The organism is Enterococcus sp. C57, from assembly GCF_040887305.1.
GTDB lineage: Bacteria > Bacillota > Bacilli > Lactobacillales > Enterococcaceae > Enterococcus_B > Enterococcus_B hirae.
This window is the reverse complement of record NZ_JBFOFP010000005.1, coordinates 89,306-113,291: the sequence shown is the minus strand read 5'-3', so window position 1 is coordinate 113,291 and position 23,986 is coordinate 89,306. Positions and strand designations below refer to the sequence as shown.

Annotated in this window: 20 protein-coding genes; 17 read left to right on the top strand and 3 right to left on the bottom strand. The window is 37.7% G+C overall.

Annotated elements, in window-relative coordinates; all coding sequences use genetic code 11:
* Positions 1-210: 210 nt before the first annotated feature.
* The 12 genes from AB5M32_RS07790 (at position 211) to AB5M32_RS07735 (ending at position 12,902) form a co-directional block, all read left to right on the top strand.
* On the top strand, positions 211-657 hold the full coding sequence (locus AB5M32_RS07790) for a LytTR family DNA-binding domain-containing protein (RefSeq protein ID WP_034700296.1): 447 nt from the start codon (positions 211-213) through the stop codon (positions 655-657).
* A complete protein-coding gene (locus AB5M32_RS07785; protein ID WP_010737376.1) occupies positions 654-1,085 on the top strand; it encodes a hypothetical protein in 432 nt (143 codons plus the stop codon). The genes AB5M32_RS07790 and AB5M32_RS07785 overlap by 4 nt, the downstream gene beginning before the upstream one ends.
* A 668-nt stretch (positions 1,086-1,753) precedes the next feature.
* Entirely contained in the window at positions 1,754-2,614 is an 861-nt protein-coding gene (gene ylqF, locus AB5M32_RS07780) for a ribosome biogenesis GTPase YlqF (RefSeq protein ID WP_010719467.1), read from the top strand.
* Complete coding sequence (locus AB5M32_RS07775) at positions 2,607-3,374, top strand: ribonuclease HII (RefSeq protein WP_034700297.1); 768 nt, start codon at positions 2,607-2,609, stop codon at positions 3,372-3,374. Before ylqF ends, AB5M32_RS07775 begins: the two co-directional genes overlap by 8 nt.
* 61 nt (positions 3,375-3,435) lie before the next feature.
* Entirely contained in the window at positions 3,436-4,293 is an 858-nt protein-coding gene (gene dprA, locus AB5M32_RS07770) for a DNA-processing protein DprA (protein WP_010737379.1), read from the top strand.
* A 120-nt stretch (positions 4,294-4,413) separates the two neighbouring features.
* Positions 4,414-6,492 carry a type I DNA topoisomerase gene (gene topA / locus AB5M32_RS07765; RefSeq protein WP_010719464.1) on the top strand — a complete coding sequence of 693 codons (2,079 nt, stop codon included), beginning with the start codon at positions 4,414-4,416 and terminating at the stop codon, positions 6,490-6,492.
* The gene (gene trmFO / locus AB5M32_RS07760; protein ID WP_051092533.1) at positions 6,461-7,834 is read left to right on the top strand and encodes an FADH(2)-oxidizing methylenetetrahydrofolate--tRNA-(uracil(54)-C(5))-methyltransferase TrmFO; all 1,374 of its coding nucleotides are present in this window, start codon (positions 6,461-6,463) and stop codon (positions 7,832-7,834) included. The genes topA and trmFO overlap by 32 nt, the downstream gene beginning before the upstream one ends.
* A gap of 282 nt (positions 7,835-8,116) precedes the next feature.
* Complete coding sequence (gene xerC, locus AB5M32_RS07755; protein WP_096710450.1) at positions 8,117-9,016, top strand: tyrosine recombinase XerC; 900 nt, start codon at positions 8,117-8,119, stop codon at positions 9,014-9,016.
* A 39-nt stretch (positions 9,017-9,055) separates the two neighbouring features.
* The gene (gene hslV, locus AB5M32_RS07750) at positions 9,056-9,604 is read left to right on the top strand and encodes an ATP-dependent protease subunit HslV (RefSeq protein ID WP_010719461.1); all 549 of its coding nucleotides are present in this window, start codon (positions 9,056-9,058) and stop codon (positions 9,602-9,604) included.
* 12 nt (positions 9,605-9,616) lie between these two features.
* Positions 9,617-11,017 (top strand): ATP-dependent protease ATPase subunit HslU, encoded by a 1,401-nt coding sequence (hslU, locus tag AB5M32_RS07745; protein WP_010719460.1) that lies wholly within the window; start codon positions 9,617-9,619, stop codon positions 11,015-11,017.
* A 15-nt stretch (positions 11,018-11,032) separates the two neighbouring features.
* Positions 11,033-11,824 carry a GTP-sensing pleiotropic transcriptional regulator CodY gene (codY, locus tag AB5M32_RS07740; protein ID WP_010719459.1) on the top strand — a complete coding sequence of 264 codons (792 nt, stop codon included), beginning with the start codon at positions 11,033-11,035 and terminating at the stop codon, positions 11,822-11,824.
* 202 nt (positions 11,825-12,026) lie between these two features.
* Positions 12,027-12,902 carry an aldose 1-epimerase family protein gene (locus tag AB5M32_RS07735; RefSeq protein ID WP_034700304.1) on the top strand — a complete coding sequence of 292 codons (876 nt, stop codon included), beginning with the start codon at positions 12,027-12,029 and terminating at the stop codon, positions 12,900-12,902.
* 163 nt (positions 12,903-13,065) lie between these two features.
* Here AB5M32_RS07735 and plsY read toward each other — a convergent pair whose 3' ends face one another.
* Complete coding sequence (gene plsY / locus AB5M32_RS07730; protein WP_010719457.1) at positions 13,066-13,704, bottom strand: glycerol-3-phosphate 1-O-acyltransferase PlsY; 639 nt, start codon at positions 13,702-13,704, stop codon at positions 13,066-13,068.
* A gap of 103 nt (positions 13,705-13,807) precedes the next feature.
* Here plsY and AB5M32_RS07725 point away from each other — a divergent pair, with 103 nt between their 5' ends.
* From AB5M32_RS07725 to pflA, 5 genes are all read left to right on the top strand, one after another.
* Positions 13,808-14,242 carry a CoA-binding protein gene (locus tag AB5M32_RS07725; RefSeq protein ID WP_010719456.1) on the top strand — a complete coding sequence of 145 codons (435 nt, stop codon included), beginning with the start codon at positions 13,808-13,810 and terminating at the stop codon, positions 14,240-14,242.
* Positions 14,243-14,441: 199 nt separating this feature from the next.
* Positions 14,442-16,466, top strand: coding sequence for a DNA topoisomerase IV subunit B (gene parE, locus AB5M32_RS07720; protein WP_010737383.1), 2,025 nt, complete (start codon positions 14,442-14,444; stop codon positions 16,464-16,466).
* A gap of 11 nt (positions 16,467-16,477) precedes the next feature.
* The gene (parC, locus tag AB5M32_RS07715; RefSeq protein WP_010719454.1) at positions 16,478-18,928 is read left to right on the top strand and encodes a DNA topoisomerase IV subunit A; all 2,451 of its coding nucleotides are present in this window, start codon (positions 16,478-16,480) and stop codon (positions 18,926-18,928) included.
* Positions 18,929-19,202: 274 nt separating this feature from the next.
* Positions 19,203-21,434 carry a formate C-acetyltransferase gene (gene pflB / locus AB5M32_RS07710; RefSeq protein WP_010719453.1) on the top strand — a complete coding sequence of 744 codons (2,232 nt, stop codon included), beginning with the start codon at positions 19,203-19,205 and terminating at the stop codon, positions 21,432-21,434.
* A gap of 151 nt (positions 21,435-21,585) precedes the next feature.
* Positions 21,586-22,353 carry a pyruvate formate-lyase-activating protein gene (gene pflA / locus AB5M32_RS07705; RefSeq protein ID WP_010737384.1) on the top strand — a complete coding sequence of 256 codons (768 nt, stop codon included), beginning with the start codon at positions 21,586-21,588 and terminating at the stop codon, positions 22,351-22,353.
* 178 nt (positions 22,354-22,531) lie between these two features.
* Here the strand turns inward: pflA and AB5M32_RS07700 are convergent, their stop codons facing one another.
* Positions 22,532-22,756: a hypothetical protein gene (locus tag AB5M32_RS07700; protein WP_063626944.1), complete on the bottom strand. Its 225-nt coding sequence runs from the start codon at positions 22,754-22,756 to the stop codon at positions 22,532-22,534.
* Positions 22,757-22,765: 9 nt separating this feature from the next.
* Positions 22,766-23,533, bottom strand: coding sequence for a DeoR/GlpR family DNA-binding transcription regulator (locus AB5M32_RS07695; protein ID WP_010737385.1), 768 nt, complete (start codon positions 23,531-23,533; stop codon positions 22,766-22,768).
* Positions 23,534-23,986 lie beyond the last annotated feature (453 nt).

Here is a 23,986-nt window from a genome sequence, read left to right as displayed (position 1 = left end):
AACGATTAAACCCAATCGAATGTCGTTCATCATTAAAGACAGGAACATTCTTCATTTGAAGAAGCAGGGTACACCTGAATAGGGAGGAAGTATTGAAATGTTTCCTATCTCTTGCAATCTTCTTGCGAAAAAGTGCAACCTCATGGAAAGGAATTGAATATGGTATGCGTACGGCTTAAACTGAGAGTATCAAAGCAAGGAGGAGAAAATTTGAGAATAAAATTTGGAATTGATAATCACATTGCACAGGATACAGTGAAGGTAACTACCCATTCTTCTTGCGAAAAAACGTGGGGGAGAATAAAAGAAGCTATTCTGACTACGGAGCAAACAATCGTAGTAATTGATGCAAAAACAAATAAGAAAGTTTCCAGGCTATTAAGTGATGTCTCCTCAATCGAGTCAAAAGAACAGATGTGTCATGTCGTTTTTACATCAAATGAGAGGTATCTATTAGCTGTACGGTTAAAAATAGTTGAGAAGCAATTTACAAGTTACGGATTTGTGCGGATCAACATTAGTACGCTGGTTAATCGATCTTTTATTAAAGCTTTTCGTTCTACGGATAATGCACGGGTTGAAATTGAAATGAAAAATGGTTCTAAATTTATTGTGAATCGTCACTATGTAAAAAAATTTAAGGAGATGTGGGTATGAGTAAACAGATAAAACATAATTTTTTTCAAACGTTCTCGTTAAGCAGCATCTGGTTGATATTTATAATAACAAGCTTCTTTGCGAAAGGACAGATGATCCATGTTTATTTTCTTTGGCACGTAATGGGTGTTAGTCTAGTTTGTGCATTAGTCTTTGGTGTGATGTATGATGTGCTTTGGAATCATCTTACGCTGAAACCAGTCAGTAATATTTTGATTGCGACTGTTGGAAATACAGTTGCGGGTTTAGCGATTTTCAATTTGCTTTCATTCAAACTGCCTTTGGCAATTTCACCAATTAATCTTTTGGCAATTTATCTTATTTTAAATTTGATCTTACACACCATTGCTTTTTATCTATACGCAAAAAATGAGAGCAAAAAGCAAGCAAGAGCGTTAAATAAAAAAATAAATAACTCAATCGATTAAACCTTAGAAAGCAAGTTGGAAGTTTTCCACTCATTTTTAACTGAAAAAGGATAATCGATAGTTGATGATTCCAAAACTCAGAATCGATAATAAAGTGAAAAAATATCTCAAATTATATTGAGTAATGGATCACGAAGAAGTCTTAAAGGATGTGTTATCTCACCAATTTGTAGCATGGAGGAATCAAGAACCCAGAGAACGGAAAATGCCAAAATGAGAGTGCGATTAGTAGGGAAATATGATAAAATACGGAACAGGCGCCTTTTTGTTATTTATAATGATGTATTTTCTTTTTATTAATAGTAATAAAAGTACAAAACATGTTTGATAAAGAAAAATACCCTAAGGCGTTGAGATTTAGTATCATGATAGAAGGATTATTCTGCCGAACCACTGATGAATAAAAAGCGGTATCCACTTTAAAAAATTGTAAAGTCAGGATAAATGCATAAAAATAATCGCTGATCTTAGGTTCATGGTAGTATGGATAGTTGCAGAGCTGCTTTTGAAAGAGTCTACCCAATAATTGCTTTGAATAATATAAGGAAAATGAGCCTAATCAACTTACTTGATGGTAGTAGACTTGTATGCATAGATTTACTAAGGTTAAATATGATAATGTAAGAATAAGGTTTGAAATCCTTATATGAAAGGAATGAATTTATTCTATGACGATCCAATGGTTCCCAGGGCACATGGCAAAAGCCCGTCGTGAAGTTTCTGAGAAAATGAAATATGTCGATATCGTCTTTGAATTAGTCGATGCACGATTACCTTTGTCTTCACGTAATCCAATGCTTGATCAGATCATCCAACAAAAGCCAAGGTTGGTATTATTAAATAAAGCTGATCTAGCAGACCCCCAACAAACGAAGTTATGGCAAACGTATTTTCAACAACAAGGTCATCAAGCATTAGCGATTACCGCTCAAGAGAGTAAAGGGATCAAAGCGTTGATTCCAGCAGCCAAAGAAGCACTGAAAGAAAAAAGAGCACGTGATGCCGCTCGAGGGATCAAACCACGAGCAATCAGAGCCATGGTTTTAGGTATTCCAAATGTCGGGAAGTCAACATTGATGAACCGCTTAGTTGGAAAAAAAATTGCTCAAACAGGTAATAAACCTGGTGTGACAAAAGGACAACAATGGTTGCGCCTAGGTAGCGAATTAGAGTTATTAGATACGCCAGGAATCTTATGGCCTAAATTTGAAGATGAAGAGATCGGTAAAAAACTAGCACTAACCGGAGCCATTAAAGACCAGTTAGTTCATTTAGATGATCTCGCTATCTATGGCTTAGATTTTTTCGCTCGTTACTATCCAGGAAGAATTGCGGAGCGCTATCAGTTACCAGAAGAAGCAGAACAACAATTAGCACCTGAATTATTGATGACGATTACTGCAAAGCGTGGCTATAAAGATGATTATGATCGTGGTAGTGAAGTGGTAGTCTTCGATATCCGTCAAGGAAAACTTGGGCGCTACACGTTAGATCGATGTGAAGAAATGGGGAAAACAAGCGATGAGTGAATCGATCCAAAGTATCAAGGAACGATTAAAAACAGTGACGTCGTTAACTGATCCCTTCATTGCCGAACTAAAGCAAGATCAGCGAAAAGGGGTACAACAAGCGCTTCTATCCTTTGAGAAACAAGTAAAAAAAACGGCATTGATCCAAGAAAAATATTTGGAAATGTCATTATTTGAGAAGCAGGCATATGAACAAGGATATGAATGGATTGCGGGGATTGATGAAGTAGGGCGTGGACCTTTAGCAGGGCCAGTAGTAGCGGCCGCTGTCATCCTACCTAAAGACGAACCGATCCTTGGATTAAATGACTCGAAACAATTATCAGAAAAAAAACGAGAACTGCTTTATGACCAAATCCAACAAAAAGCACTTGCTATCGGTATCGGCATCATTGATGAAAAAAAGATTGATGAGGTCAATATTTATGAGGCAAGCAAACTAGCAATGATCCAAGCTGTAGAAAAGCTGGCGATACGTCCAAATTATCTCTTAATTGATGCCATGACACTGGATTTGCCAATCCAGCAAGAAAAATTGATCAAGGGAGATGCTCGTTCAGTTTCTATTGCGGCAGCAAGTATCATTGCAAAAGTTTATCGTGATGATTTAATGAAAAAATATGATGAACTATATCCAGGTTATGGTTTTGGCCATAATGCTGGTTATGGAACGAAAGAACATCTACAAGGCTTAGCAACACAAGGAATTACCCCTATTCATCGACGCTCTTTTGCACCGATAAAAAATTATTTATCTTAAGATGTTTGACCGTCTCTTGCGTATTTTATTTAAAAGTAACTTCGAGAGGCGGTTTTCGTTCATGGATCAGATTGAAGGATTTTTACTTAAATTAGCTTATGCGAAAGGAATTAGCAGTCAAGGAAAATGGGCGGTTGTCCAGGCCTTATTGGAAGCTCAAACAAGCGAGTTGTCTTCTTATGAAATCATTGAAATCGCAAAAATTGTTCGTCATCGAGAAAAATTTCAAGAAAGTTGGCGGCAAATCAATCAAAATTTTGCGAAGTTTAAAACAGCTCAGTCATTCATTACTTGTCTTGACCCGTGCTATCCCCCGCAACTTTTTCATCTTGCGACACCACCGATTCTTTTATTTTATTCTGGTGATCTTTCTCTACTAAAACAAAAGATGCTCAGTGTGGTTGGGGGCAGGAAAACCTCGGTCTTGGCAAAAAAAGTTGTACATGAACTTTTAACTCCGGTCATAGATGCTAACTATGTCATCGTTAGTGGCTGTGCCAAAGGAATCGATACATATGCACATTTGGCTGCGATTAAAAATACTGGAAAGACGATTGCGGTAATCGGTACAGGAATTAAAAAAGCCTACCCAAAGGAAAACCAATTTCTTCAAGCAGAAATTGGAAAGAATCATCTTTTACTTAGTGAATATCCACCATATGAAGGACCAAAACAATACCGCTTTCCCATGAGAAATCGAATCATTGCTGCTTTGTCACAAGGCACTTGTGTCATTGAAGCAAAGCAAAAGAGTGGTTCTTTGATAACAGCACAACAAGCGTTAGAAATCGGTCGAACTGTTTTTTCTGTACCTGGAAATATTTTGACACAATACTCAACTGGCTCCCATCAACTAATTCAAGATGGTGCTGTTTGTGTGATTTCTGGTGAAGATTTATTGTTCGAGTTGAAAGAATAACAGGAACTTCTCATTTGATTTTCTTGACAAACGTTTTCTGAATGGATATGATAAGCTACGATTTGTATGAGTCCGCTTAATATAGTAGGAACATGTCAATGGAAAGGAGTCCATTCAGTAATGGCATATAAATATTTAGTGATTGTGGAATCACCTGCAAAGGCCAAAACCATTGAAAAATATCTTGGTCGTAATTATAAAGTAATGGCCAGTGTCGGTCATATACGTGATTTACCTAAAAGTAAAATGGGAATTGATGTCGAAAACAACTATGAACCCCATTATATTTCAATTCGCGGAAAAGGCGATGTGATCAAAAGTTTAAAATCAGCAGCAAAAAAAGCGCAAAAAGTTTATCTTGCAAGTGACCCGGATAGAGAAGGGGAAGCAATTGCTTGGCATTTAGCCTATTTACTAGGTTTAGATTTATCAGAAAAAAATCGTGTGGTTTTTAACGAAATTACTAAGGAAGCGGTAAAAGCAGCCTTCAAGGAACCAAGAACGATCGACGTGGATTTAGTGGATGCCCAACAAGCAAGACGGGCGTTAGACCGCTTGGTGGGCTACTCCATCAGTCCAATCCTATGGCGCAAAGTCAAAAAAGGATTAAGTGCTGGAAGAGTACAGTCTATTGCATTAAAAATTATCATTGATCGTGAAAAAGAAATCCGTGATTTCATTCCAGAAGAATACTGGAGCATTGACGGTAATTTCAAAAAAACACGTAAAAAATTTAAAGCAAACTTTTGGGGAATTGATGGTAAGAAAAAGAAATTGCCTGATGCCCAATCCGTAAAAGAAGTTACTGATCGTATTGATGGACCAGATTTCACCGTTCAAAAAGTTGAAAAGAAAGAACGGAAACGAAATCCAGCAAACCCATTTACTACGAGTAGCCTACAACAAGAAGCTGCTAGAAAATTGAATTTTAGAACACGGAAAACGATGATGGTTGCGCAACAATTATATGAAGGGATCTCCTTAGGTAAGCAAGGGACTGTAGGTTTGATCACTTATATGCGTACCGATTCAACACGGATCGCTGAGACTGCGAAAGCAGAAGCGGCTACCTTCATTGAAGAAACTTACGGGAAAGAATTTTCAAGTCATGCACAACGTAAAATCAAAAATGCGCAAGGTGCGCAAGACGCCCATGAAGCAGTTCGCCCGACAAGTGTCCTACGCACTCCTGAGGAAATCAAACAATATTTAGACAAGGACCAATTAAAACTCTACACCCTTATCTGGTCACGATTTGTTGCTAGTCAAATGACACCAGCGATATTAGATACCATGAAAGTTACCTTAGAACAAAATGGCGTACTTTTTATTGCGAATGGCTCTAAAGTTAAATTTAAAGGGTTCATGCAAGTCTATGTTGAAGGCAGAGATGATGGGAAAGAAGATAAAGAAAATATCTTACCAGAACTAGCACAAGGGGACATTGTTCAATCAGTGGACATTGAACCGAAGCAACATTTCACACAACCGCCAGCAAGATTCAGTGAAGCAACTTTAATCCGTGCTTTGGAAGAAAATGGTGTGGGACGTCCTTCCACTTATGCGCCAACGCTGGATACGATCCAACGACGTTACTATGTCAAATTGACACAAAAACGCTTCGAACCAACTGAATTGGGTGAAATCGTCAATTCTTTGATTTGTGATTTCTTCCCCCAAATCGTCGATATCCATTTTACCGCTGAAATGGAAGGTGATTTGGATAAAATTGAAGAAGGAAAAGAAGCATGGATCGAAGTGGTGGATCGTTTCTACAAACCATTTGAAAAAGAATTGACCAATGCAGAAGAAAAAATCGAAAAAATTCAAATCAAAGATGAACCGGCTGGATTTGACTGTGATATTTGTGGGCATCCGATGGTTATAAAATTAGGAAAGTATGGTAAATTTTATGCATGTAGTAATTTTCCTGATTGTCGAAATACGAAACCAATTGTTAAAGAGATCGGTGTGACTTGTCCAGTTTGTCATGAGGGTCAGGTGATTGAACGCAAGTCTAAGAAAAACCGAATCTTTTACGGGTGTTCACGTTTTCCAGACTGTGACTTTACTTCTTGGGACAAACCAGTAGGACGAAATTGTCCGAAATGTGACCAGTATTTAGTTGAAAAGAAAGTCAAAGGCGGAAAACAAGTCGTATGTATCAATGGCGACTATGAAGAAGACATTCAAAAATAAAATGAGAAGAGGTCTTTATTTGAAAACTGTTAATGTAATAGGTGCAGGATTAGCTGGAAGTGAAGCAGCTTGGCAAGTCGCTCAAGCAGGTGTTCCTGTTCGTTTATACGAGATGCGCCCAGTGAAATCAACAGAAGCACACCATACAAGTAATTTTGCAGAGTTAGTCTGTTCCAACTCCTTGAGAGGGAATAGTTTAGCAAATGCAGTAGGTTTATTAAAAGAAGAAATGCGACGGTTAAATTCAGTCGTGATTACTTCAGCTGATGAAACAGCTGTTCCAGCTGGCGGTGCCTTAGCAGTGGATCGGGATTCTTTTTCTGAGACGATCACACGTAAAGTCAAAGAACACCCGCTAGTAACAGTCATCAATGAAGAAATCACTGAAATTCCAGAAGGGATCACGATCATTGCTACTGGTCCCTTAACCTCTCACCCGTTAGCTGAAAGTATTAAAGCATTCAATGGTTCTGACGGATTCTATTTTTATGATGCAGCAGCACCGATCGTAGACAAAGCAACGATCGATATGGATAAAGTCTATTTAAAATCACGCTATGATAAAGGGGAAGCAGCTTATCTAAACTGTCCAATGACTGAAGAAGAGTTTAAAGCATTCCACGAAGCTTTAACAACAGCTGAAGTAGCCGAACTTAAATCATTTGAAAAAGAAAAATACTTTGAAGGCTGTATGCCGATCGAAGTGATGGCTCAGCGTGGCTTTAAAACAATGCTGTTTGGTCCAATGAAACCAGTTGGATTAGAAGATCCAAAAACCGGTAAACGCCCTTATGCGGTGATCCAGTTACGTCAGGACAATGCCGCTGCCTCATTGTATAACATCGTTGGTTTCCAAACGCACTTAAAATGGGGAGAACAAAAACGGGTTTTCCGTATGATCCCAGGTTTAGAAAACGCAGAATTTGTCCGTTATGGTGTGATGCACCGCAACAGTTTTATGAATTCACCAGAATTATTGAAACCAACTTATCAATCAACCAAGCGTGAAGACTTGTTCTTTGCAGGACAAATGACTGGTGTGGAAGGTTATGTTGAAAGTGCAGCTAGTGGTTTGCTTGCAGGGATCAATGCTGCTCGTTTAGCTAAAGAAAGTGAGCCGATTGAGTTTCCACGAGAAACAGCGATTGGGAGTATGGCGTATTATATTACACATGCTGAAGGAAAACATTTCCAACCAATGAATGCGAATTATGGTTTGTTCCCTGAATTACCAGAGCGCATTCGTGACAAAAAAACACGTTATGAAGCGATTGCTCAAAGAGCACTTCAGGCAAATGAACAAATAAAAAAAGAATTAATTGATGAAGTAACAGCTCAGTAACATGAAGTGAGCCCGGGACAAAGGTGTTCCGGGCTCTTTACTAGGCATAAAATAAATATACAACACATCTTTTATTTGCAGTGTTCCAAAAAAAATTTTTTCTTTTGGTAAAAAATGAGTAAATATCAGATTAAAAAAAAGGTCGTAATCTAAGAATTTTGTCAAATTAATTGTTTCAATTGTGAACAAACTTAGAAATATTGATTAAATTCTGACAATTTATTTGTTTTTTTAATTTTGCTATGCTAAATTTATCTCTGGGATTAAAAGGAAGGTGATAAAATGCTAGAACAAACGTGGAAAGATAAGTTTTTGCGTTATTTAATCGTGGAACGTGGTTACTCTGAAAAAACACGAGAAGCATACGAGGAAGACCTCACTAATTTTGAAAGATTTCTTACAGAATCAGGAGAGGATGATTTATTAAAAATCAATCACTTAGATGTTCGAGTGTATTTAAGTTACCTAACTGATGAAAGATATAGTAGAAATTCGATCAGTCGTAAGATTGCAAGTCTGCGCTCTTTTTATCAATACCTTTTAAAAGAAGAAGTGATCAAAGAAAATCCTTTTTCTTATGTCCACCTAAAAAAGAAAAATTTGAAACTACCTCGCTTTTTTTATGAGAATGAAATGCAAGTATTATTTGACAGTGTCAAAGGAGAAAAACCTTTAGATTTGAGGAACCAAGCGCTATTAGAAGTTCTTTACGGTTCGGGGATTCGATTAAGCGAGTGCAGTAATTTGAAACTAGCAGAAATCGATTTCGACTCCGAAGTCATGTTGATTCATGGTAAAGGGAATAAAGAACGGTATGCACCACTTGGTTCATTCGCACAAGATGCCTTACAAGAGTATTTTGAAAAAGGGCGAAAGGCTTTGATGGATAAATACCACAAGAGTCATGACTATGTTTTTGTGAACCATCATGGTGAACCAATTACGCCAACAGGGATCGAGTATGTATTGAATCAAGTGATTAAAAAGAGTAGTTTAGATAGTTCGATCCATCCACATATGCTGCGGCATACCTTTGCTACACACTTGCTGAATAATGGTGCAGATATGCGGACAGTTCAAGAGCTGTTGGGTCATGCTAATCTATCTACTACACAGATCTATGCTCACGTGACAAAAGAAAGTTTACAAAAAAATTATCGCTCGTTTCATCCAAGAGCGTAATAGAAAAGGATCAGTAATCTTAATTGGGAGGAAATAACTATGGTAGAATCACAATTTCATTCAACGACGATTTGTGCCGTTGAAAAAGATGGAAAATTTGCAATGGCAGGTGACGGTCAAGTTACAATGGGCGAATCCGTGGTGATGAAAGGAAGCGCAAGAAAAGTCCGTCGAATCTATAATGATGAAGTCATCGTAGGATTTGCTGGAAGTGTCGCAGACGCATTTACATTGGAAGAAAAATTTGAAGGCAAATTAAATGAATACAATGGTAATTTACAGCGAGCTGCAGTGGAATTAGCGCAAGAATGGCGGACACAACAGTCCATGCAAAAACTAGAAGCAATGTTGATCGTAATGAACGAAAAAGAAATGTTATTAGTTTCAGGTACTGGGGAAGTGATTGCACCAGATGATGGAATTTTGGCCATTGGTTCAGGAGGGAATTTTGCATTAGCTGCTGCTCGAGCAATGAAGAACTACGCACAAAACGACATGAGTGCCAAAGAAATCGCAGAGAATGCATTGAATATTGCAGCAGACATTTGTATCTTTACAAATCATAATATTATTGTGGAAGAATTATAGAGGTGAAGAAGAATGTATGAATTAAAACAAACACCAAGACAAATCGTTAATGAATTAGATCAATATATCATTGGACAACAAGCAGCTAAAAAATCAGTTGCGGTCGCTTTGCGCAATCGCTATCGCCGTTTACAATTAGATGAAAAAATGCAACAAGACATCACACCTAAAAATATGTTGATGATCGGACCAACAGGGGTAGGGAAAACAGAGATCGCTCGCCGATTGGCAAAAATCGTCAACGCTCCTTTCGTGAAAGTAGAAGCAACGAAATTTACAGAAGTAGGTTATGTTGGTCGAGATGTGGAGTCGATGGTTCGTGATCTAGTAGAAAATGCGATCCAGATCGTTGAAAAAGAACAATATAGTCGTGTATATACTGAAGCTAAGAAAAGAGCAGAAAAACGATTAGTAAAAGTGCTGGTTCCTGGAATTAAAAAAGAACAAAAACAAACAGGAAATCAATTTGAACAAATGATGAACATGTTCAATGTTGCGCAACAAAATACAGCAGAACCGCAAGAAGAAGTGACTGAAGAAATTCGTGTCAATCGGAAAACGGTTCTAGAACAATTACAAAAAGGTTTACTTGATAACCGTCAAGTAACAATCGAAATAGAAGAACAAAAGAAACCAGCTCCAATGATGAACAATGGTTTGGAACAGATGGGCATTGATTTAAATGAAACATTAGGGGCGCTAACACCGAAGAAAAAGGTTGAGCGCACGTTAGCAGTAAAAGATGCACTTGAACTGTTGATCAAAGAAGAATCAAGTAAACTAGTCAAAGATGCTGACATCCATAGTGAAGCCATTCAATTAGCACAATCAAGCGGGATCATTTTTATTGATGAAATCGATAAAATCACTTCAAAATCACAACAATCTGGTGAAGTATCACGTGAAGGCGTCCAAAGAGATATCCTGCCAATCGTTGAAGGTTCACAAGTGAACACGAAGTATGGAGTTATCCAAACGGATCACGTCTTATTTATTGCTTCTGGTGCCTTCCATTTATCAAAACCAAGTGATTTGATTCCAGAATTGCAAGGACGGTTTCCAATACGTGTAGAATTAGATGATTTAACTGCAGATGACTTTATTAAGATCTTGACTGAACCAAACAATGCACTAATCAAACAATACGTAGCATTGATTGGCACAGAAAATGTTTCAGTTATCTTTACGAAAGAAGCAATTGAGAAAATCGCTCAAATCGCTTATGATGTGAACCGCGATACAGACAATATCGGAGCTAGACGTTTGCACACGATCTTAGAAAAATTGTTAGAAGACTTATTGTTTGAAGCACCTGACATGCAAATGGGAGAAATCACGATTACGGAAGCATATGTAGAAGAAAAATTAGGTTCGATTGTAGCAAATGAAGATTTAAGTCGTTTTATTTTATAAAATCGGAGGAAGAAAATGACGGATTTATTAACAAAAACCCGCAATATCAACAAATTATTACAACAAAAAAATACTTTCGATCTGCGAGCTGATTTACCTTATGATAAAATGGCTGTGACATTAGGTGCTATTTTAGATAGTAACGTCTATATCATCAGCAGTGAAGGAGTCTTATTAGGCTATGATGAACGTCATGATGTCAACAATGAACGGATAAAAATGATGTTTGTTGAAAAGCAATTTCCCGATTCTTATACTGACACAGTTGATCAATTGAACAAAACGGAAGCCAATATTCCGATCAGTAGTGAAATGACTGCTTTTCCTTTTGAAGCAAGAGAAAAATACCCATTTGGTTTGACGACAGTAGTCCCTATTTTTGGTGCTGGCGAGCGGTTAGGAACCATTATTTTATCAAGGATGGAACAAGCCTTTACCGATGAAGACCTAGTGTTAGCTGAATATGGTGCGACGGTAGTCGGTATGCAGATCCTTTATCAAAAATCACGTAGTATTGAAGCGGATGTCAGAAGTGCAACAGCTGTCCAAATGGCGATCAATACTTTGTCTTACAGCGAATTGAAGGCAGTTCAAGCGATTTTCGATGCATTAGAAGGCGATGAAGGACGTTTAACAGCATCCAATATTGCGGATAAAATTGGGATCACTCGCTCAGTGATCGTCAATGCATTACGTAAATTAGAGTCAGCTGGGATCATTGAATCACGCTCCCTTGGGATGAAAGGGACGTATTTAAAAGTTCTAAATTCCAGATTCAAAGAGGAATTAACAAAACACAGTTACTAAAAATCTATGACCGATTGATTAGATGAATCTATTCAGTAGGAACGAAGTAAACAAAAAGAGTCTCCTTTAGGTTTTCTTTTCGCTGAAACACACGAGTAATGCCAAGGATGATTCGGATACTTCTTGTTGGAAAAAATAAGAATAGCTTAGGACCTGAGACTAGCTATCTCAGGTCCTAAGATTTAACGGTGGAGGAATTATAATGACTGTAATCATTCAAAATGATCAATTGATTGCTGAAATTGCTGAACATGGAGCAGAATTGGTCAGTTTAAAATCAAAGGATAATAATCTTGAGTATATTTGGCAAGCTGATCCAGCGTATTGGGGAAGACATGCGCCCGTTTTATTTCCATTTGTTGGAAGATTAAAGGATGACCAATACACGTACCAAGGAAAGACTTATTCAATGGGGCAACATGGCTTTGCGAGAGATATGGATTTTGAAGTAATCGAACATGGTCAAGAATTAGCCAGCTTTTTGTTAAGAAGCACACCCGAGACCAAAAAAAATTATCCTTTTGATTTTGAATTAGTGATTTCTTATGAATTAGGTGGAGATGGGATCACCGTTCATTATCAAGTGGCTAATACTGGAGAAGAAGAAATGTTCTTTTCGATTGGGGGTCACCCAGCCTTTAATGTTCCTCTGGAAGAAGGATTGACTTTTGATGATTTTTATCTTGCGTTTTCACCTAAAAAATCACGTTTGCGTTTACCTTTAAGTGGGCCATATATCGATATGGAACAAAAAACACTTGGACAAACAAATACCAACCTTGCATTAGTACACGATCTTTTTGAAAATGATGCACTAGTATTTGAAACGAAAGGATTGAACGCTTATGCCATCCGTAGTGAAAAATCTAGCCACAGTGTGACATTGAGTTATAAAGATATGCCATATGTTGGGATTTGGTCACCTTATCCAAAAGAAGCGCCTTTTGTTTGTATCGAACCTTGGTGTGGTATCGCAGATACAGTAAACAGCTCGGGAGAATTGATGGAAAAAGCTGGAATCAATCAACTAGGCGCACATGAAATTTTTCAAACAAAATATTCGATTACGGTAAAATAGTGGTTATCCTAAAGTTGTTTGATTTCAATTAATCAGAGGAAATCAGGTATAATGATTCATGTTCCCTTTATTTTGCTAATCGTTTCTTTTCGCTTCTTAACGAATCAATCATTTAAAAGCTAAAAAAACAGTTGGCTGATTAGTCAACTGTTTTTCTCTCAGGTCAATTTTTTTTCTTACTACTATTCAATCCGAAGGGGATACGACTTTCTGTATGGTTTTTGATTCGTAGGATATTCTCTTTATGGCGATAGAAAATAAAGGCAGAAACTAAAAATGCAATGATCGTCAATAGCCAGTTTTGCTTAGGTAAGATACCAGGTGCGATGTAAGGAAGGATAATCGTTGATAAAGTGATCAAAGTTGCACTGATCATACTTGTTAAACTTACCATACTAGTACAAAAGAGCGTAACAACGAAGATGATACTGGAATAGATAAAAAATAGAGGATTGAATCCAAGTAACATTCCAGCACTTGTTGCAACTGCTTTGCCTCCTTTGAAGCCAGCGAAAATAGGGAACGTATGACCTAAGATCGCACAAACACCAAACCATAGGGGATTAATGGTTGTAACGTGGAAAATAACTGGTAAGCAAGTTGCCAAGGTTCCTTTCAAGATATCCATGAACAACACAATTGTACCTGCTGTTTTTCCTAAAACTCTAAAAGTATTGGTGGTGCCAGTATTTCCGCTACCATGTTGGCGGATATCTTTTTTGAAAAATAATTTACCTATCCAAACCCCCGAAGGAATCGAGCCTAGAAGATAGGCAAGTACCAATAATAAAATTAATTTCATTGTTCTACCTCTTTCAATTTGAAACTAATGTTTATTTTAGCATGAATAAAGTACGTGAACAATTGGAAATACTTGAAAGAGTGAACGAAAGGGAGTATTATTTATGTCATTTGAAAATCCAACACAAGAAAAAATCTTCGATTATTTAAAAACAGCAAAAACGATTGCAATTGTTGGTTTGAGTAATAAGGAAGAACGAACAAGTTATCAAATTGCTCGATTTCTGCAAGAACGGGGTTATCGTATCATTCCGGTGAACCCATTATTAGCAGGAGAGATCATTTTAGGCGAAAAGGTCTATGCGTCGCTACAGGAAATCCAAGAACCGATCGATATCGTGGATATTTTTCGGCGTAGTGAATTTTTGCCAGAGGTAGCTGCTGACTTTTTACAGACTCAAGCAAAAGTATTTTGGGCGCAATTAGGTATCGCAAATGAAGAAGCAGCAAACAAGCTTCAATCAGCAAATCGCAAAGACATCGTCATGGATCGTTGTATAAAAATCGAGTGGAACAATATGAACGAAAAAGATAACTAAATGTTTGCATTTTAAATAACATGAAATATTTAATCGACAAGACAAAAGCGAACAATAGGATAAAAAAGATGGTATTCTCAAAGGTTAGTTAGTAATTAAGTTTTAATTCTTTCCTAACCTCTTTTTTTTCATGCGTATTTCTAGTATGATTATCGTGATGCGGTTTTAACCGTAAAGTATTATTGAAGGAGCGTTTGCCTTGGCAAAAAAAGTAAAGAACGAATATAATGATGCATCGATCCAGGTTCTTGAAGGATTAGAGGCAGTTAGAAAACGACCAGGAATGTATATCGGGTCAACGGATAGCCGGGGCTTACATCATTTAGTCTATGAGATCGTTGACAATGCGGTTGATGAAGCTTTATCTGGATATGGAAATGAAATTGATGTAACCATTCATGAAGACAATAGTATCACTGTGACAGATAGCGGTCGTGGTATGCCAGTTGGGATGCATGCTTCTGGTATCCCCACAGTTGAAGTGATTTTTACTGTACTACATGCCGGCGGAAAGTTCGGTCAAGGAGGATACAAGACCTCAGGGGGACTACACGGTGTCGGAGCAAGTGTGGTCAATGCTTTATCAAAATGGTTGGTTGTTACAATCGTCCGTGATGGGATTGAATACCAACAAAAATTCAGCAATGGTGGTAAGCCTGATGGTACACTGAAAAAAATCGGGAAAACCAAGAAATCCAATGGAACGACAGTTCATTTCTTACCAGATGACACGATCTTTTCCACTACTAAATTTTCTTATGATATTTTATCTGAACGTTTGCGAGAATCAGCTTTTCTTTTAAGAGGAGTAAAAATCACACTTTCTGATCTGCGTGGTGAAGAACCAATCAAGGAAGTTTTTCACTACGAAGAAGGAATCAAAGAATTTGTTGACTACCTAAACGAAGAAAAAGATACGTTGACACCAGTTGTTTATTTTTCTGGTGAAAAAGACGGTATCGAAGTCGAAGTTGCTTACCAATATAATGATGGATATTCAGAAAACGTGTTGTCATTTGTGAATAATGTCCGAACGAAAGATGGAGGCACCCATGAAGTCGGTATGAAGTCAGCGATGACGAAAGCCTACAATGAATATGCCCGAAAAGTAGGCTTGCTGAAGGAACGAGATAAGAATCTCGAAGGTAGTGATTTTAGAGAAGGTTTAGCAGCTGTTCTCTCCATTCGAGTACCTGAGAATCTCTTACAATTTGAAGGACAAACAAAAGAAAAATTGGGTACACCAATTGCCCGTACGGCAGTAGATAATGTCATTGGAGAACAAATGGGCTTTTATTTACAAGAAAACAGTGAAATGAGCCAAATGTTAGTGCGAAAAGCAATCAAAGCCCGAGAAGCACGTGAAGCTGCCCGAAAAGCTCGAGAAGAAAGCCGTAATGGGAAAAAACGTAAAAAAGGTGAATCATTACTCTCAGGAAAACTGACACCTGCTCAATCACGAAATCCGAAAAAGAATGAATTATACCTCGTGGAGGGAGACTCTGCTGGTGGTTCAGCAAAACAAGGAAGAGACCGTAAATTCCAAGCCATCTTGCCTCTTCGTGGGAAAGTGATCAACACTGAAAAAGCAAAAATGCAAGACATCTTGAAAAACGAAGAAATCAATACGATGATCTATACGATCGGTTCAGGTGTTGGACCTGAGTTTTCAATTGAAGATTGCAATTATGACAAAATTATTATCATGACCGATGCGGATACCGATGGTGCGCATATTCAAGTGTTATTACTGACGTTCTTTTATCGTTACATGAAACCATTGATTGAAGCAGGAAAAGTGTATATCGCATTACCACCGCTTTATAAGGTTTCTAAAGGTCAAGGAAAAAAACAAGTGGTCGAATATGCTTGGACAGATGATGAATTAGCAGCGACCATCAAAAAAATTGGTAAAGGCTATATGTTGCAACGCTATAAAGGTCTTGGAGAAATGAATGCAGAACAATTGTGGGAAACTACCATGGACCCAGCCTCTCGAACGTTGATTCGCGTGAGGATAGATGATGCTGCTCAAGCGGAACGTCGCGTGACGACATTAATGGGGGACAAAGTTGAACCTCGCCGAAAATGGATCGAAAATCATGTGCAATTCACGTTAGAAGAAGATGGTAGTATCTTAGATAAAAAAGAAGATATTGAAAATACAGCTACGTCCAATGAATTGTTCGATGAAGAGAAACAATCTGAATTAGTAGAAGAATAGGAGGTCACCTAATGGAAGAACGTCAAGAAGTCCAAGAACTAACCCTAGAAGAAGTGATGGGTGACCGCTTTGGACGTTACTCAAAATATATTATTCAAGAAAGAGCATTGCCAGACATCCGAGATGGATTGAAACCCGTTCAAAGACGAATTTTATTTGCGATGAATAAAGATGGCAATACTTTTGATAAAGGATTCCGTAAATCTGCCAAATCTGTCGGAAATATCATGGGGAATTATCATCCTCATGGGGACAGTAGTATTTATGAAGCCATGGTTCGGATGAGTCAGGATTGGAAGCTAAGAGAAGTACTTATAGAGATGCACGGAAATAACGGTAGTATGGATGGTGACCCACCAGCTGCTATGCGTTATACAGAAGCACGGCTCTCCCAATTAAGTGGTGAAATGTTGGCAGATATTGAAAAAAATACGGTTGATCTTGTATGGAACTTTGATGATACTGAAAAAGAACCAACTGTGTTGCCAGCGAGATATCCAAACCTATTAGTCAATGGTTCAACGGGAATTTCCGCTGGTTATGCTACGGAGATCCCTACCCATAACTTAGCAGAAGTCATTGATGGTACGATTTACCTCATTGATCATCCCCAAGCGAGTTTAGAGAAACTAATGGATTATATCCCTGGTCCTGATTTTCCTACTGGGGGAATCTTGCAAGGAAAAGCAGAAATCAAAAAAGCTTATGAAACTGGACGTGGAAAAGTCATTCTACGATCAAAGACTAAAATTGAAGCGATTAAAGGGAACAAGCAGCAAATCGTGATTTCCGAGATCCCTTATGAAGTAAATAAAGCCACATTAGTGAAGAAAATGGATGAAATCCGGTTAAATAAAAAAATCGATGGCATTGCTGAAGTTAGAGATGAAAGTGACCGCACTGGATTACAGATCGTGGTTGAATTGAAAAAAGATGCTAACGCACAAGGTATCCTCAATTATCTGTTTAAAAATACTGAACTACAAATCAATTACAACTTCAATATGGTAGCTATTGATCACATGACACCGCATCAAGTGGGGTTAAAAGATATTTTAAGTAGTTATATTGATCATCGAAAACAAGTGATCACGAAACGAAGTCAATTTGATTTAGAAAAAGCACAAAAGCGCCAGCATATCGTAGAAGGTTTAATGAAAGCTTTGTCGATCTTGGATGAAGTCATTGCCACGATCCGAGAAAGTAAAGATAAGAAAAACGCGAAGCAAAATTTAGTCGAAGTTTTTCAGTTTACGGAAGAACAAGCTGAAGCAATCGTGACGTTGCAACTATATCGTCTAACAAATACGGATATTACAGAATTACGTAAAGAATCAGAAAGCTTAATAGCACAAATCACTGAATTAAACAAAATTCTATCTAATGATAAAGAATTATTCTCAGTCATGAAGAAAGAACTTCGTGAGGTCAAGAAAAAGTATGCTAATGCACGTTTAACGACAATTGAAGACGAAATCGAAGAAATCAAAATTGATACAAAAGTGTTAGTAGCACAAGAAGATGTGATTGTCAGCGTAACGAAGGAAGGTTATGTGAAACGGACTAGTCTACGTTCATATAGTGCTTCTAAACCAGAGGAAATCGGCATGAGAGAAGGGGACTATCTCTTGTATTCTGGTGAACTAAATACCTTGGATCATGTGTTGTTGATCACCAATAAGGCAAATGTCATTTATCGTCCTGTCCATGAATTGCCAGATTTAAAATGGAAAGATGCTGGAGAACATATTTCACAAACGATTGTCAATCTTTCGGTTGATGAATCGATTCTAGCTGTTTTTCCATACAAAAAAATCGAAGCAGAAAAAACATTGGTCTTCATCAGTAAAAATGGCTGGGTAAAACAAACTCGAATGACTGAATTTGAACCATGGCGTACTTATAAGAGTCGTCCGTTAAGTGGCATGAAACTCAAAAGTGACGATGATGAATTAGTTGCGTCTTACTTGGTAGAAGGTCAAACGGATTTAGATCTCTTTTTAGTCACCTACCAAGGGATGGGGTTACGATATCCATTAGAAGAAGTACCTGTGGTAGGAGCAAAAGCTGCTGGCGTTCGTTCAATCAACCTCAAAGACGAAGATACTGTCGTTAACGGGTTACTCGTTTTGACAGAAGGAGATACGCCAATCATCATCGTCACTCAACGTGGTGCGGTAAAACGGATGCTTGCGCAAGAAATTAGTCAAACCTCTCGAGCAAAACGTGGTGTTACGGTTCTACGTGAACTAAAGAAAAACCCACATCGAGTTATTCATATGTCTGAAGGAAACGCCAAAGAAATAATGATCATTAATCAAAAAGGTCAAGAGCTAATGATTGACCCAACGGATTATCCGATTGGCGATCGAACGTCTAATGGCTCATTTGCAGTTGACGAGAAAAAAGGCGGCGAAGTGATTAAAGTCATTGAGCCACCTGAAGTAGCCATTACCGATTAACTGTTATAGTTTTTTTGAAAGAAGGTAGATCTGTTTTAATACAGAACTACCTTCTTTTTTCTGATTATTAAAAAATTATAAATATTAAGATAAAAAAATATGAAAGTGTTCACAATTACTAAAGCTTGGTATATTAGCGTTTGTTGATATAAGTGAATAAAAACGCCATCTTTTGTTAAATAAAAAACAAGAAAACCCTTGCAAAGATGCTCGTCTGTGTTATACTAATCACGTAAAAACTGTTACATAAAACAGATAACGGGAGGTCCATACAATGGAGCAATGGAATGGATTTAAAGGAACGAAATGGAAAGAAGGCGTAGATACAAGAGACTTCATCCAAAATAACTACACTGAATACCGTGGAGACGACAGCTTTTTAGAAAAACCAACTGAAGCAACAGAAAAGCTTTGGGCAGAATTACAAAAACTAAATGATATTCAATTTGAACGCAATGGCGTTTATGACATGGACACAGAAATCGTTTCAACGATTACCTCACATGATGCAGGTTATTTAGACAAAGATCTTGAAAAAATCGTTGGTTTACAAACAGATAAACCATTGAAACAAGCATTTATGCCATTTGGTGGTATCAATATGGCTAACAATGCATTAACAAGTAATGGTTACACACCTAATGATGAGTTGACACATATCTTTAGCGATTGGCGTAAAACACATAACCAAGGTGTATTTGATGCCTACACAGCTGAAATGCGTGCAGCACGTAAAAACAAAATCATTACAGGCCTTCCAGATGCTTATGGACGTGGACGAATCATTGGTGACTACCGTCGTATCGCATTGTATGGTATTGACTATTTGATGGAACAAAAGAAAAAAGACCATGATATGACAGGTTTCCATACAATGGATGAAGAAGTCATTCGTCTTCGTGAAGAAATCACAGAACAATATCGTGCTTTAGCACAAATGAAAGAAATGGCTGCAAAATATGGCTATGATATCTCTAAACCAGCTGCTAATGCAAAAGAAGCAGTACAATGGTTATACTTCGGTTATTTAGCAGCAATCAAATCACAAAATGGTGCAGCAATGTCAATCGGACGTATCTCTGCTTTCTTAGATATCTATATCCAACGTGACTTAGATAATGGCGTGATCACCGAACAAGAAGCACAAGAATTGATCGATCACTTAGTCATGAAATTACGTATGGTGAAATTTGCCCGTACACCAGAATACAATCAATTATTCTCAGGATTCCCAATCTGGGCGACTCTTTCAATCGCTGGAATGGGCTTAGATGGACGCTCATTAGTAACTAAGAATGATTTCCGTCTATTGCACACATTGACTAACATGGGTCCTTCTCCTGAACCAAACTTAACAGTTTTATATTCAGAACATTTACCAGAAGGCTTCAGAACTTATGCAAGTAAAATTGCAATCGAAAGCTCATCTATCCAATTTGAAAATGACAATCTTCTTCGTGAACAATGGGGTTCAGATGATTGCGCTATTGCATGTTGTGTATCTGGAACAGTTGTTGGAAAAGACATGCAGTTCTTCGGTGCTCGTGCGAACTTAGCAAAAGCATTATTATACGCAATCAACGGTGGGGTTGATGAAGTAACTGGTGCCCAAGTTGCCCCTGAATATCGTCCAATCACAGCTGATGTATTAGACTTTGAAGAAGTAAAACACAAATTTATGAATGTGATGGACTGGTTAGCTGAGTTATATGTGAATACATTAAACATCATCCATTATATGCATGATAAATATTCTTATGAAGCAGCTCAACTGGCATTGATGGATTCAGATTTGAAACGTACATTTGCAACAGGGATTGCTGGAATCTCTCATGCAGCGGATAGCTTGTCAGCGATCAAATATGCAGATGTGAAACCAATCCGTAACGAAAAAGGAATTGCCGTTGATTTCGAAGTAACTGGCGACTTCCCTAAATACGGAAATGATGATGATGCAGCAGATGAGTTAGCAGAATGGATCTTAGAATACTTTATGACACAAATCAAACGTCATAAAACTTACCGTAACTCCACACCAACAACGTCATTATTAACAATCACATCAAACGTGGTTTATGGTAAAAACACTGGTAACACACCTGATGGACGTGAAGCAGGTAAACCTCTTGCTCCTGGGGCAAACCCAAGTTACAATGCAGAACAAAATGGATTGTTGGCAAGTCTTAACTCAACTGCTAAAATCAATTATGGTTATGCACGTGACGGGATCTCTAATACGCAAACGATCAATCCTTCCGGTCTTGGAAAAGATGAAGAAACACGTATCGGCAACTTGCGTAATGTATTAGATGGTTACTTCTCTAAGGGAGCGTACCATTTGAACGTCAATGTATTTAGTAATGATCTATTACGTGACGCTATGGAAAATCCAATGAAATACCCTAACTTGACGATCCGTGTCTCAGGTTATGCTGTTAAATTCCGTGATCTAACGAGAGAACAACAATTAGACGTATTGATGAGAACATCACACGATAGAATGTAAAGCGGAATAAATAATACGATCTATCATTAAAAAGAACGATTGAAAAAGGTTGAGGGCAAGGCGGTGGTCTTTGCCCTCGTCTTTTCCTAGCAATCGGTTGATTCAAGTGTCTTTTGAAATAAAATGAAATCAAAGAAAAGAAGTGATCCTTATGGAAGAAAAAACAATTGGCTATGTTCATTCGATCGAAACGTTTGGTTCTGTAGATGGACCAGGCGTTAGATTCGTCGTTTTTATGCAAGGTTGTCGCATGCGTTGTGAATTTTGTCATAATCCTGATACATGGAATATAGGCGGAGGAAAAGAATATACGGCGGATGAACTATTAGACCAAGCAGAGCGCTATCGTTCCTATTGGGGTTCAGAAGGCGGTATCACTGTTAGTGGAGGCGAACCTTTATTACAGATCGATTTTTTGATCGAACTGTTCAAGAAAGCGAAAGAGCGTGGTATGCATACTACGCTAGATACTTGTGGGAAGCCTTTCACGCGTGACGAACCATTCTTTTCTCGTTTTCAAGAATTGATGAAGTATACTGAATTGTTACTGTTTGATATCAAACACATCGACAATGAAGAGCATAAAAAGTTAACACGTTGGGATAATGAAAATATTTTGGAGATGGCGCAATATCTTTCTGAAATCAATAAGCCAGTGTGGATCAGACACGTATTAGTTCCTGAACGCAGTGACTATGATGAATACTTGATTCGGCTAGATGACTTTATCAAGACATTGAACAATGTAGCTAAAGTAGAGATTCTACCTTACCATACGATGGGGAAATATAAGTGGGAAACACTTGGCTTAGATTATCCACTAGAAGGTATTGAACCGCCAACAAAAGAAAGAGTCGAGAATGCCAAACGACTACTTCACACAGAAGACTATCGAGGATATCTCAGCAATAAGAACTGAGTAGCTGTGTAAAATCAAACCTGGGTCAGAATGAATCTCATTCTGTCTCAGATTTTTTGTTTCGCACAAAGCGCACGAAAATGTGACTGAAGAATCCTCCAGTCACATAAATGATAGAGCCAATTAAGCAATGGCCTCAATACTGTATGTTCATTTTTTAGTGATACCAAAACACTTTTTATAGCGGATTGTCTTGTTTGAGGATCTGTGATTTCAGGTCAACCAATAGCTTGATGTAGGTGTGCTGTTTCTTTTGATGAAGCAAATAAGTGCTGTTTGAGTCACCTGCTTTTTGAGAAGAAAAAGGGTGAGTAACAAGGGCGTTTGTTTGGCTGGTTGCAAAAGTTCTATCAACAAGTTGGACAATGAGAAATATTGGATGCTCCAATCGTTTTTTGTCCATTTATATTTCTCATTCAGTGGGATACACCAAGTGAATGTCATTTTTTTCAATGATTCTATGATAAATCTTAGGCGGTTTTTTATTGGTAACAATCGCATCATAATCATAATAATCACCTATCTTGAAAAAATGAGTAGAGTCAAATTTCGTTTCGTCAGCCAATAAAACAATCTCTTGTGCTTTATTCATCATTTCTTTTTTGATTTGTGCTTGATTGAAGTTTGCTTCATAAATCCCTTCATGGTCGAGCCCCCGGCAAGATAAAAAGGCAGCATTGAAACGAAAGGAACTGGTAATGGGATCAAGTGTATTTGAAATAACTGTACTAGCATTAAGTTTGACTTCACCGCCAGTCAAATAAATTTTTAAAGATTCGTTCTGACATTCACTTAACTTTAAAGCTGTACGCAAACCATTGGTAATGATAATTAAGTTAGGTATCTTAACAAGTAGTGGAATAAGGTGTAGAACCGTACTGCTGGAATCTAAAAAAATACACATACCTGGTGCAATAAAATCTCGTGCTAATTCACTGATGATCTTTTTTTCCGGGATATTACTGGCTTCTCTTTGAAGATAAGTATATTCCATGTTTGTCGTTTCGTTCAAGATCGCTCCGCCCCAAGTTCTACGGATCAATTTTCGTTTTTCTAGCTCAAGTAATTCTCTGCGAAGTGTACTTATACTACAGTGAAGGTGAGTACAAAGTTCTTTGGAAGTTGCTTGTTTCTTTTTTACCAAATAGCTTAAAAGATCGCTTGTACGTCTAGTCTCCATTTTTTTCTCCAAGTTTTTCTTTTATTATAGCGCTTTCTTTTTGCGAATAAAATGCTTTTGAATAAAAATGAATGAGTTGAACAAAAATCTTGCTAATTTTTGAACAATGATCAAAATTTTAAGCAAGGATTTCCTTTGTTTGGAAAGCGCTTTATAATCGAGGCATACATACGTTGGAATAAAAGGAAACGATGGAAGAATACCAGATAAAAATTAGATTTGTGATATATGTAAATAAAATGTGGCTGCAAAAAGCTGGGTTGTCAGGATAATGAAAATGGTTCTATGAAGTTGATGGATCAGCTTTTTTAGGTATCTTCATCGGGATCAGCAACCTGTAGATATCTATTCATTGACCAGTGCGGATGGAATTGTGAGGAGTAATTATAGAAATGAAAAGTTGCTATTTGTAACTAAAGCCCTAGATAACACGACAGGATTAGCTAAAGAATC